Below are 10,257 nucleotides of genomic sequence, written 5' to 3'. Positions count from 1 at the left end.
CCGGTGTTGGGCTCCACCATCATGGCGTTGATGATCTCCATGTTGGCGTCGCTGGCGTGTCCCAGGACCGCCAGGGCGGCGATCGCCAGGCTGCGGATCACCGTCGGCGTATAGGGCGCGTTGGTGGGGATGGGGGTCACGGCCAAGGGCTGGGCGCCGGCCGCGGCCTGCTGGAGCCGCACGGTCTGGGCCACGTCGCCCACCACCGGAGTCGTTGAAAGCGACTTGGCCTGCAGCAGCCGCACGTCGCGATTTGGCACGTCGGCCTTGGACCAGGGCTGCTTCTGAACGTCGTAGGCCGACTGCTTCACCGCCTTGCCGTTGGCGTAGAACTTGTTTCCGTCCTCGGCCAGGGCGGCCACCACCAGGCCGGCGGCCGAGCTCGCGCCGGTCAGGCCGACGACGTAGGCCGGGTCCTTCATGATCTCGTAGGCGATGTTGCGGCGGGACTCCGCCGTAGTCCCGTAGCTGCGCACGCCGGCGACGAAGGCTGGGTCGCCCAGCGCCACGACGGCGCCGTAGGCCGTGGCGCCCTGCATGAGCTGGCGCGGTTCATAGGAGACGCCCACGCGCACCGCTTCGGCGACGGCGGCGCCGTCGGTGAAGGCCGGCGAGATCGCCGTGGCGCGGTCCACGTAGTAGCGATAGGCGCTGGCCCGCTCGATTAGAGAAGCCGGCAGGGCCGAGACCGCCACGGGCGGCGGCGGGGGCGGGGGCGGCGCGGGCTGAGCGCCGCAGCTGGCGAGCAGCACGGAGACGGCGGCGGCCATCAGGCCCACGCGAAGAGTGGAAGTCATCCTGAGCCATCCCCAGTCAATCGTTAGGCCAACATACCACGGCCGAGCGGGCGAGAATGTGACCTGACGTTGTTAACGGCGCTTAACCAAGCTTGGCCGCAAGCGAAAGGCGGGGATCAGTCGAACAGCTTGGAGACCGATTCTTCGTTGGCGATCCGGCGGATGGCTTCGCCGATCAGCTTGTCGCAGCTGACGTAGCGGATCTTGCCGCCGTCGGTGGCGCGCTCGGGGGGCTGGATGGAGTCGGTCATGACCAACTCCTTGAGGATCGAGGAATTCACCCGTTCGACCGCCGCGCCCGAGAGGACGCCGTGGGTGACATAGGCCGAGACCTCAAGCGCGCCGCCGTCCACGAGGGCTTGCGCCGCGTTGGTCAGCGTTCCGCCGCCGTCGATCATGTCGTCGAACAGGATGCAGCGGCGCCCGGAGACATCGCCGATGATGTTGGCGACCTCGCTCTTGCCGGGGCCCGAGCGGCGCTTGTCGACGATGGCCAGTTCGGCGTTCAGCCGGGTGGCGACGGCCAGGGCGCGGACCACGCCGCCGACGTCTGGCGACACGATCATCAGTTCCGAGGTCTTGGCGTGATGATTCTTGATGTCCGCCGCCAGCAGAGGCGCCGAGAGCAAATTGTCGGTGGGGATGTCGAAGAAGCCCTGAATCTGGCCCGAGTGCAGATCCATCGTCAGCACCCGGTCGGCGCCGGCCCGGGTGATCAGGTTGGAGACCAGCTTGGCCGAGATGGGGGTACGCCCCCCTGTCTTCCGATCCTGCCGGGCATAGCCGAAATAGGGCATCACCGCCGTGATCCGCTTGGCCGAGGCGCGTTTCAGCGCGTCGATGCAGATCAGCAGTTCCATGAGATTGTCGTTTGCGGGGTAGCTGGTCGACTGGATGACGAAGACATCCTCGCCGCGCACGTTCTCGTCGATGGTCACCCAGACTTCGTTGTCGGCGAAGCGCTTGACCTGGGCCTTGGTCAGCGGGAGGTCGAGGTGCGAGGCCACCGCCTCGGCGAGAGTGCGGTTGGAGTTGCCGGCCAGCAGCTTCATCGGACCCCCGAGGGATTGCGCCTGTCGCGCGGGCTTGTAGCAGGCCAAGACTTGGGGGCAAGGGCCCTGGCGCCACACCCGGTATGGTATCGCGGGTCGCGCCGCCGGAACGGCTCGTCTAGGGTGTGTCATGCCTCTAAAGACGCTGCTCTCGGCCTGGACATGGCTTGCCCCGCCGCTGGGATGGCTCTTGCTGCTGGGCGCCGGTTCGGGTGGGGCGATGAACGTGGTGTTGGCCGGGGGGCTGATCGCCTGCGTCCTGGCCGCGGTTCACCACGCCGAAGTGGTGGCGCACAAGATCGGCGAGCCCTACGGCACCCTGGTCCTTGCCGTGGCGGTGACTGTGATCGAGGTCGCCCTGATCGTCTCGTTGATGCTGTCGGGCGGCCCCGAGGCCTCGGGTCTGGCCCGGGACACGGTGTTCGCGGCCATCATGATCATCCTGAACGGCCTGGTTGGCCTGTGCCTGCTGCTGGGCGCGGCGCGCCACCTGGAGCAGCGATTCGGCCAGGCCGGGGTCAGCGCGGGCTTGGCCACGCTGGCGGCCTTGGCGGTGCTCACCTTGGTGCTGCCGAACTATACGACGACGGCGCCGGGGCCGGCCTATTCCGGCAGCCAGCTCGCCTTCGTGGGCCTGGTCTCCCTGGTGCTCTACGGGGTCTATGTCCTGATCCAGACTGTGCGGCACCGGGATTATTTCCTGCCCTCCGGCGCCCTGGCGCATGACGAGGAGGCCCACGCAGCGCCGCCAAGCGTCATGGCGGCTTGGGTCAGCCTGGGGCTGCTGGTGGTCTCGCTGGGGGCGGTGGTGCTGCTGGCCAAGAGCCTGGCCCCGACCCTGGAGGCCGCGGTCGCAAACGCCGGGGCGCCCAAGGCCGTTGTGGGCGTGATCATCGCGGCGCTGGTCCTGGCGCCCGAGAGCCTGGCGGCGGTGCGCGCGGCCCGCGCCAACAGATTGCAGACCAGCCTGAACCTGGCCCTGGGCTCGGCCCTGGCGTCCATCGGCCTGACCATTCCCGTGGTGGCGGCGGTGTCGCTCCATATGGGCTGGCCGCTGTCGCTCGGCCTGGACGCCAAGTCGACCGTGCTGCTGATGCTGACCCTGATCGTCACCACCCTGTCGCTGGGCGTGGGGCGCACGACGGTCCTCCAGGGGGTGGTCCACCTGGTGATCTTCGCGGTCTACCTGTTCACGACGGTGGTGCCCTAGACCAGGGTGATCGCCGACAGCAGTCGGCCGAAGTCCGGCTCGCCGCGCTTGAAGGCCCGGCGGTTGGAGAAGAACAGATCCTCCTCCGCGCAGGTGTCGCGCCCGACCCATTCGCAGGTCTCCACGCCCGCGGTCCGCAGGCGGTGAAGCACGAAACCAGGCAGGTCGAACATCGCCTTCTCGGCGCTCTCGCCCGCTGCGAAGAACGCGGCGTTGGCCGGGTCGGCGGCGATGAAGCGCTCGAGGAACTCCAGGCCCACCTCATAGGAGGCCGGGCCGATGCAGGGTCCGACCACGGCGACGATCCGTGTCGCGCCCAGGTCCCGCATCCGGGCCACCGTCGCCTCGGCGATCCCCGTCAGCGCGCCTTTCCAGCCCGCGTGGGCGGCGGCCACGATCCGGGCGTCGGGGTCGGCGAGGAGGATGGGCGCGCAGTCGGCGGCCAGGGCGCCGCAGACGATTCCGGTCCTGGCCGTGACCACGCCGTCGGCCTCGGGCCGGGCGTCGCCCCAGGGCGAATCGGCGACGAGGGCGACAGCGGAATGGACTTGGTAGCAGGTGCTCAGAGCCGTCTCAGGAGCGTCGAAATGGGCGGCGGCGCGGCGGCGGTTCTCGACCACGTCGGCGGGGGCGTCGGCCGAGCCGCGCCCCACGTTGAGGCTCTCGTAGAGGCCGGTCGAGACCCCGCCCTGGCGCGTGAAGAAGCCGTGGCGGATCCCCTCAAGCTCCAGCAACGGGGAGGTGATGACGGGAACCAGGCTCATGTCAGGACCTCGAACCCCGGAGCGGTGAAGCCCCGCGAATGGATGCAGGCGGCCTTGAACAACTCGCCCATCTGGTCGGGCGAGACCAGGCGCTCCAGCTGCCGCTCGATCTCTTGGGCCTTGTCGGGGCGGGCGTGGGCGAGCGCCTCGGCGCGGGATCCGATGCCCAGCCGCACCAGCAGCTCGCCCTGGGTCAGGATGTGTGCGGTTTCCGCGTCCTGGGCGTGGGCGGCGGCCAGGACCGCGGGGAAGTCAGCGTGGACCGTCAAGTCGGCCTCGCCGGGCGAAGCCAGGGGACTCTCCTTCCGGTGGGCGCGCAGGGCCTGAAGGGTGTCGCCGAAGCCCGGCGTCGCGCGGCCGTAGTCGATCAACAGGGCCGCCCCTCCGTCGCGGGCGACACGCTCGCCGAGTTCCGCGCCGAGCGACTCCTGAGCCGAGGACTGCTCCAGGATCGCGCCGACCGGTGCGTCGCGGTCCAGGGGAAGGCGATTGAGGCCGAAGGCCAACGCCCCCGCCTCGTCGAGGCCCACCATGCGCTCGGCCCAGCCGCGCTTGGCGCGCACGAACTGGCGGGCGGGCAGGCAGTCCAGCAACTCGTTGGCGACCAGCAGCAGGGGCGCTTCGGCCGGCACATCGGCCAGGGAGGAGGCCCAGGACACACTGTCGCCGAGGACTTGGCGCTGCGCCTGGCGGAGGGGCTGCGACACCTCAACGAGCCAGACATCGGCGGCGGCCAGGAAGGCGGGGGACAGGCGCGCGGCGCGCAGCAGGTCGCTCATCAGCGAACCGTCGCCGGGGCCGATCTCCACCAGCCGAACGGGATCTGGCCGGCCCAGCCGCTCCCAGGCCTCGATGGTCCAAAGGCCTATCAGTTCGCCGAACATCTGGCTGACCAGCGGGGCGGTGATGAAATCGCCGCGAGCGCCCAGCGCTGGACGCGTGGCGTAGTAGCCGTCCTGGGGATCGTGCAGGCAGGCGGCCATGTACTGGGCCACGGTCATCGGGCCGCCGGCGCGGATCTGGGCCGCGAGGCGGTCGCGCAGGCTCACCGCGACCTGGCGGGCTCGCCGGCGGCGGGTGTCGCCGGGGCCTGCTCCGGGACGGAGTCAGGGATGGGCTCGCGCATGCCGCGCCAGATCAGCCAGGCGCCCAGCACAGCCATGGGAAGGCTGAGCATCATCCCCATGGTCAGGCCGAGCGGGAACTCCGGTAGGTAGGCGTCCGGCTCGCGGACATTCTCCAGGGCCATGCGGAACACCGCGTAGGCCAGCATGAAGATGCCGGCCACCACGCCGCGGCGGCGCAGCAGCTTGGCCCCATGGGTGGCCCAGAGCAGGATCAGAAACAGCGCGACCCCTTCCAGCGCCGCCTCGTAGAGCTGGCTGGGGTGGCGGGCGAGGATGCCGCCATTGGGGAAGACCACCGCCCAGGGGACGTCGGTGGGCCGGCCCCACAGCTCGCCGTTGATGAAGTTGGCCACGCGTCCGAAGAACAGGCCGAACGGGGTGGCCGCGCAGACCGCGTCCCACAGGCGCAGCATGTCGATCTTGTTGAGCCGCGAGAACCCGATCACCGCGACCAGCACCCCGATCGCCCCGCCGTGGAAACTCATCCCGCCGTTCCAGGTCTGGGGGATCTGCAGCGGGTCCTCCCAGATCAGCGACGGCGTGTAGAAGAACACGTGGCCCAGCCGTCCGCCGACGATGATGCCGAGCGTCAGCCAGACGACAAGGTCGTCGACCTGGGGCCCGGTGGCCGGCGCGGCGCGAGGCGCCCAAAGCTCCTGGCGCTTCATGAGGTATGCGACATAGCGCCACCCCAGCAGGATGCCCGCTACATAGGCCAGGGCGTACCAGCGAATGGCGAAGGGCCCAATCTGGAAGAGGATGGGATTGAAGTCCGGGAAAGGCACGGCTCGGGTCTCCAGGGCGTCGCAAAGCGGGTTTAGACGAGAACCCCTTCGCTTTCATCCCCCGGCGCGCCATATAGAGCTTATGCAGACCCAGAACCCCTTCCTGGACGAATTCGCCAAGCTGACCAACGCCGCCATGGGCCTGGCCCAGACCGCCGGCGAGGAAGCCCGCGCCGCGTTCCGTGCCCAGGCCGACCGTTTCGCCGCCGAACTCGACTTGATCCGTCGCGACGAGTTCGAAGCCCTCAAGGCCGAGATCGCCGCCCTGCGCGCCGAGGTCGCCTCGCTGAAGGCGCCCACCGCCAAGAAGCCGGCGAAGAAGGACCAGGCCTGATCAAGCCTACGCAAACACGCGAATGTGGCTCGCGCGGCGCAAGAAGCCGGTGACGCAAGGTTCGCGAACCAGACTAGTTTCGAGATCGCAGGCGATTCGGGGGCCCGCGGGGCCCCGACGCTCCACGCGAAAGGACCGCCGGTTCTATGGACACGCCTCTGTCTGACGAAGACGTCCTGATCGCCCTCGATCCCTTGGACGTGGTCGAGCACGTCCTGACGGCCGAAAACCTGCAGTTCGATCGCACCGAAGACGGCGATCTGGCTTTCACCCTGGCCGGCGACTGGAAGGACTACGAGCTGTGGTTCGCCTGGCGGCCCGAGGCCGACTGCCTGCAGCTCTGCCTGTCTGTCGACCAGCAGGTCACGACGGAACAGCGCCCCGCGGCGTTCGAGCTGGTCTCCACGGTCAACCAACGCGTCTGGCTGGGCCACTTCGAGGTCTGGGACGACGGCGAGATCATCTTCCGCCACGCCATGTCTTTGATGACCGGCGAGCGTCCCAGCCTGGCCCAGGCCGCGGCCATGATCGATGTGGCGATGGAGGCGGCCGACCGCTTCTTCCCGGCCTTCGACTTCCTGGTGAAGGGCGCCAAGTCCCCGGCTGACGCCATCGCCGCCTGCATGTTCGAGACGGTCGGCGAGGCCTAGAGGCGCGACCATGACGCCGATCCTGCTGCTGGGCGCGGGCCGCATGGGCGGGGCGTTGATCGAAGGGTGGCGCCTGGCCGGCGCGTACCAGGCCGCCGACCTGATCCTGCGCGAACCCCATCCCAGCGACGCGATCCAGGCCCTGACCGGCGCACGGCTCAATCCGCCCGACTCGGTCCTGGTGGAGGCCGCGACCGTGCTGCTGGCCGTGAAGCCCCAGAGTTGGCGCGAGGTCGCGCAGGCCGTGGCGCCGCATCTGGCCCCCGACGCGGTGATCGTCTCGGTGGCGGCCGGGGTGCGGGCGCAAGACATCTCCCAGGCCTTCGGCGGCCGAGCCGTCGCCCGCGTCATGCCGACCACCGCCGTCGCCATCGGCCAGGGCGTGGCCAGCATCTATGCGGCCGGCGCCCCGGCCCGCGCGCGCGCGCATGCCCTATTCGCGCCGGTGGGCGCGGTGGTGGACCTGGCCGACGAAGAACTGCTGCACGCCGCGACCGGAGTGTCGGGCTCCGCGCCGGCCTATCTCTACGCCTTCGTCGAGGCCCTGGAGGCCGCCGGCGTCCAGGCTGGACTGCCGCTCGCCGACGCCGCGCGTCTGGCGCGGGCGACCATCGCCGGCGCCGCGGCGCTGATGGCGCGGGGCGGCGAGGAGCCCTCAGAACTGCGCCGCCAGGTCACCTCGCCTGGCGGCACCACCCAGGCCGCGCTCGATGTCCTGATGGCCGAAGGCGGCCTCGCCCCGCTGCTGCGCGACGCCGTGGCCGCGGCCACGCGCCGGTCAAGGGAGTTGGGGGCGTAGGCGCCTAGCTCGCGCGCTTCCAGGTCTGGGCCTGGCAGATCATGGCGATGCAGCCTTCGACCTTCAGCGAGCCGTCGGGATTGGCGCTCATTTTCGAGGCGTAGGTCTTGCCGCTGGACGGGTCATAGATCTTGCCGCCGGTCCACTTGCCGCCCGAACCCTTGAAATCTCGGATCAGGGCCAGGCCCACGAGGGGACGGGCGCGCAGGGCGGCGTCGGGATTGTTGGTGTCCTTGGGCGTCGCGCCGGCCGGCGCCTTCACCCAGGTGATGACGCCGCACATCTTGGCCTTGTCGGAGGCGCAGGGGCTAACCTTGACCTTGGCCCCACCGCCCTGGGTGGCCCATTGGCCCTCGACCGGATCGGCGGCCTGAGCGGCGCCGGCGACGGCGGCGAGCGCGAGGCCCGCGAACAGATGACCAAGCTTCATGCGAATCTCTCCCCGAGGTTTGGCGTAGCTGTGCCTGAGCGCCGTGAACTGTCGATGAACGCCGATATCAGGCGCAGGACCGCCGCCGCAAGGCCGCGAGCTTGCGGACCGGATAGGGCTCGGCGTTCGGCTTGGAGAAGGCGCCGTCGGCCAGGGAGGCGATGGCGAAGAACGATTGCGGGCCTTGCTTGGCGAAGGCGATCTGGTGGACCTTCATCGCGTCGGCATCAACGGTTCGGACGCGGCCGCCATCCGATCGCAACTCGAAGCCGTTCCGGCGGCCACCTTCGCCCAACTGACCCCTGCCTAAGGAACCCACCATGCGCGCGATCCTCGCCTCCGCCCTCGTGCTTGCCTGCGCCGCCCAGGCGCAGGCCCAACCCGCCCGGCCGCGCCTGCCCGCGGCGGTGAACGCCTATGTCGCCGAGCTGAACAAGGAGTGCCGCAGCTATGGCGGCTCGCCCGGATCCTCGCCGGACCTGGTGAAGTCGGCCGACCTGACCGGCGACGGGCTGCCCGATCATGTGGTCAGCCACGACGCCTATCGTTGCGACGGCGCGGCGTCGGCCATGGGCGCGGGCCAGAGCGGCGCCTATGTCGCCATCTTCGCCAGCGGGCCGGGCGGGCTGGCGACCAAGGCGTTCGGGGATACCGTCTACGGCGCCACTATCGAGACCAAGGCGGGACGCTCCGTCGTTCTGATGTCGGTGGCGGGGCTCGCCTGCGGCCAGAGAAACGCCGCCAGTGTTCCGTTCTCGCAGATCAAGTCCTGCGACCGGCCATTGGCGTGGATCCCGGCCAAGCGGATCTTCGACTATACGCCCATGAGCCAGATGCGACCGCTGCGGTGACTTAGCCGGGCAGTCGCACGACCGCGCGCAGGCCGCCCATGGGGGAGCGGTCCAGGGTGACGTCGCCGCCGTGGCCCCGCGCCACGTCGCGGGCGATGGCCAGGCCCAGGCCCACGCCCTTGTCGTTCTGGTTGCGGGCGTCGTCCAGGCGGTTGAAGGCCTTGAAGGCGTCCTCGTAGCGGTCCTCGGGGATGCCGGGGCCATCGTCGTCGACGGTGATCTCCACCCCGCCCGCCGAGCGCCGGGCGGCGGAGACCTCGATATGCTCGCCGTGGACGGCGGCGTTCATCACCAGGTTCGAGAGCGCGCGTTTCAGCGCATTGGGCCGCACGCTGGCGGTCAGTTCCGGATCGGCGGCCACCAGCACCTCGGCGCCGGCGCGCAGGGCGCCCTCGCTGACCTCGTCGATCAGGCCCTTCAGCCGCACGGTCTCCATGGCCTCGCCGCCCTCGCCCCGGGCGAAGGCGAGGTACTCGTCGATCATATGCTCCATTTCCGCCAGGTCGCCCTTCATGGCGGCGTTGCGCGGACTGGGTTCGGCCAGGGCCAGTTCCAGCTTCAGCCGGGTGAGGGGGGTGCGCAGGTCGTGGCTGACGCTGGCCAGCAGCGCGGTGCGCTGGTCGATGTGGCGCTGGATGCGCGACTTCATGGCCAGGAAGGCGTGGGCGGCCTGGCGCACCTCGCGCGCGCCATGCGGCTTGAAGGCCGGGGCGTCGACGCCCTTGCCGAAATCCTCGGCCGCCGAGGCCAGGCGCTCGATGGAGCGGGTCTGGTTGCGGATGAACAGGATGGCGATCGCGGTGAGCAGGAGGGTCGCCACCGTCATCCACAGCACGAAGATGTGGCCCTGGGTGGCGAACGCGCGGTCGCGGGGCGCCAGGATGCGGATGACCCCCTCGTTCACCTGCACCCGGATGTCCACATAGGCCGGATAGCGGGTCGTATCGAACCAGAAGGGCGCGTCCAGCCGCTGGGCCAGGGCCCGCTCCAGCGAACGGTCGACCACGGCGAAGGGGTTGGCGCGGCGGCCCACCGGCAGGTCGCGGCCCGGCTGCAGGACCAGGGAGAGGCTTAGGGACTTTTCGGCGCGGTCCGAGAGGCGTTCCATCGCCTCGGGGCTGGGGTCGTCCTGGTAGCTCTCCACCGCCCAGGCCACATCGCCGGCCAGGCCGTCCGACAACCGGCTGGTCACCGTCTGCCAGTGGGCGTCGAAGAAGATCCAGGTCACCGCCACCTGCATGAGCGCCACCGGCAGGACGATGATCAGCAGGGAGCGGCCGAACAGGGTGGTCGGCAGGCTGCGCTTGATCAGCCGCTGGACGCGGCGCGGGGCGAACAGCCGGAGCTTCATCAATCCGGCGCCAGCAGGTAGCCCACGCCGCGGACGGTCTGCAGGTAGCGCGGGGTCTTGGGATCGGTCTCGATCTTGCGGCGCAGTCGGGTGACCTGAACGTCCAC

General features: G+C 70.0%; 14 protein-coding genes. 5 read left to right on the top strand and 9 right to left on the bottom strand.

What is annotated here, in order from left to right; translation table 11 throughout:
• Both RMO04_RS10505 and RMO04_RS10500 read right to left on the bottom strand, forming a co-directional pair.
• Positions 1-797: hypothetical protein (locus RMO04_RS10505; protein ID WP_309644732.1), on the bottom strand; the 797-nt coding region annotated here is incomplete at its 3' end.
• A gap of 116 nt (positions 798-913) precedes the next feature.
• Complete coding sequence (locus tag RMO04_RS10500) at positions 914-1,849, bottom strand: ribose-phosphate pyrophosphokinase (RefSeq protein ID WP_309644731.1); 936 nt, start codon at positions 1,847-1,849, stop codon at positions 914-916.
• 130 nt (positions 1,850-1,979) lie between these two features.
• On the opposite strand from RMO04_RS10500, the gene RMO04_RS10495 reads away from it, so the two are divergent.
• Positions 1,980-3,059, top strand: a complete 1,080-nt coding sequence (locus RMO04_RS10495; protein WP_309644730.1) for an ionic transporter y4hA — start codon at positions 1,980-1,982, stop codon at positions 3,057-3,059.
• On the opposite strand, the gene pgeF is transcribed toward RMO04_RS10495, so the two are convergent.
• From pgeF to lgt, 3 genes are read right to left on the bottom strand one after another with little or no spacing between them, the layout of a single operon-like run.
• On the bottom strand, positions 3,056-3,823 hold the full coding sequence (pgeF, locus tag RMO04_RS10490; protein ID WP_309644729.1) for a peptidoglycan editing factor PgeF: 768 nt from the start codon (positions 3,821-3,823) through the stop codon (positions 3,056-3,058). The genes RMO04_RS10495 and pgeF overlap by 4 nt on opposite strands.
• A complete protein-coding gene (locus tag RMO04_RS10485; RefSeq protein WP_309644728.1) occupies positions 3,820-4,872 on the bottom strand; it encodes a class I SAM-dependent methyltransferase in 1,053 nt (350 codons plus the stop codon). The genes pgeF and RMO04_RS10485 overlap by 4 nt, the downstream gene beginning before the upstream one ends.
• The gene (gene lgt, locus RMO04_RS10480; RefSeq protein WP_309644727.1) at positions 4,869-5,735 is read right to left on the bottom strand and encodes a prolipoprotein diacylglyceryl transferase; all 867 of its coding nucleotides are present in this window, start codon (positions 5,733-5,735) and stop codon (positions 4,869-4,871) included. Before lgt ends, RMO04_RS10485 begins: the two co-directional genes overlap by 4 nt.
• 82 nt (positions 5,736-5,817) lie before the next feature.
• Between lgt and RMO04_RS10475 the strand changes: the two genes are divergently transcribed.
• From RMO04_RS10475 to proC, 3 genes are all read left to right on the top strand, one after another.
• Positions 5,818-6,069, top strand: coding sequence for an accessory factor UbiK family protein (locus RMO04_RS10475; protein WP_309644726.1), 252 nt, complete (start codon positions 5,818-5,820; stop codon positions 6,067-6,069).
• Positions 6,070-6,215: 146 nt separating this feature from the next.
• Entirely contained in the window at positions 6,216-6,719 is a 504-nt protein-coding gene (locus tag RMO04_RS10470) for a YbjN domain-containing protein (protein WP_309644725.1), read from the top strand.
• A gap of 10 nt (positions 6,720-6,729) precedes the next feature.
• Positions 6,730-7,518 (top strand): pyrroline-5-carboxylate reductase, encoded by a 789-nt coding sequence (gene proC, locus RMO04_RS10465; RefSeq protein ID WP_309644724.1) that lies wholly within the window; start codon positions 6,730-6,732, stop codon positions 7,516-7,518.
• A gap of 4 nt (positions 7,519-7,522) precedes the next feature.
• Here the strand turns inward: proC and RMO04_RS10460 are convergent, their stop codons facing one another.
• Together RMO04_RS10460 and RMO04_RS10455 are read right to left on the bottom strand one after the other, a co-directional pair.
• Entirely contained in the window at positions 7,523-7,948 is a 426-nt protein-coding gene (locus RMO04_RS10460) for a DUF2147 domain-containing protein (RefSeq protein WP_309644723.1), read from the bottom strand.
• Positions 7,949-8,015: 67 nt separating this feature from the next.
• Positions 8,016-8,165, bottom strand: a complete 150-nt coding sequence (locus tag RMO04_RS10455) for a hypothetical protein (protein ID WP_309644722.1) — start codon at positions 8,163-8,165, stop codon at positions 8,016-8,018.
• A gap of 103 nt (positions 8,166-8,268) precedes the next feature.
• Between RMO04_RS10455 and RMO04_RS10450 the strand changes: the two genes are divergently transcribed.
• A complete protein-coding gene (locus RMO04_RS10450; protein WP_309644721.1) occupies positions 8,269-8,799 on the top strand; it encodes a hypothetical protein in 531 nt (176 codons plus the stop codon).
• Between the two features lies 1 nt (position 8,800).
• Here RMO04_RS10450 and RMO04_RS10445 read toward each other — a convergent pair whose 3' ends face one another.
• Together RMO04_RS10445 and RMO04_RS10440 are read right to left on the bottom strand one after the other, a co-directional pair.
• Positions 8,801-10,150 (bottom strand): ATP-binding protein, encoded by a 1,350-nt coding sequence (locus RMO04_RS10445; protein ID WP_309644720.1) that lies wholly within the window; start codon positions 10,148-10,150, stop codon positions 8,801-8,803.
• The coding region (locus tag RMO04_RS10440) for a winged helix-turn-helix domain-containing protein (RefSeq protein ID WP_309644733.1) at positions 10,150-10,257 on the bottom strand (108 nt) is incomplete at its 5' end. The genes RMO04_RS10440 and RMO04_RS10445, both read right to left, overlap by 1 nt.

Origin of the sequence: Phenylobacterium sp. (assembly GCF_031412415.1) — a bacterium.
Taxonomy (GTDB): Bacteria; Pseudomonadota; Alphaproteobacteria; order Caulobacterales; family Caulobacteraceae; genus Phenylobacterium.
The sequence above is the reverse complement of the archived record's forward strand: the minus strand, read 5'-3'. Positions and strand labels throughout refer to the sequence as shown.

Bases quoted from the DNA above. Each gene is read 5' to 3' on its own strand.
- proC (WP_309644724.1), top strand. From the start codon at position 6,730: ATGACGCCGATCCTGCTGCTGGGCGCGGGCCGCATGGGCGGGGCGTTG.
- pgeF (WP_309644729.1), bottom strand. From the start codon at position 3,823: ATGAGCCTGGTTCCCGTCATCACCTCCCCGTTGCTGGAGCTTGAGGGG.
- RMO04_RS10460 (WP_309644723.1), bottom strand. From the start codon at position 7,948: ATGAAGCTTGGTCATCTGTTCGCGGGCCTCGCGCTCGCCGCCGTCGCC.
- RMO04_RS10500 (WP_309644731.1), bottom strand. From the start codon at position 1,849: ATGAAGCTGCTGGCCGGCAACTCCAACCGCACTCTCGCCGAGGCGGTG.
- RMO04_RS10455 (WP_309644722.1), bottom strand. From the start codon at position 8,165: ATGAAGGTCCACCAGATCGCCTTCGCCAAGCAAGGCCCGCAATCGTTC.
- RMO04_RS10475 (WP_309644726.1), top strand. From the start codon at position 5,818: ATGCAGACCCAGAACCCCTTCCTGGACGAATTCGCCAAGCTGACCAAC.
- RMO04_RS10445 (WP_309644720.1), bottom strand. From the start codon at position 10,150: ATGAAGCTCCGGCTGTTCGCCCCGCGCCGCGTCCAGCGGCTGATCAAG.
- RMO04_RS10470 (WP_309644725.1), top strand. From the start codon at position 6,216: ATGGACACGCCTCTGTCTGACGAAGACGTCCTGATCGCCCTCGATCCC.
- RMO04_RS10495 (WP_309644730.1), top strand. From the start codon at position 1,980: ATGCCTCTAAAGACGCTGCTCTCGGCCTGGACATGGCTTGCCCCGCCG.
- RMO04_RS10450 (WP_309644721.1), top strand. From the start codon at position 8,269: ATGCGCGCGATCCTCGCCTCCGCCCTCGTGCTTGCCTGCGCCGCCCAG.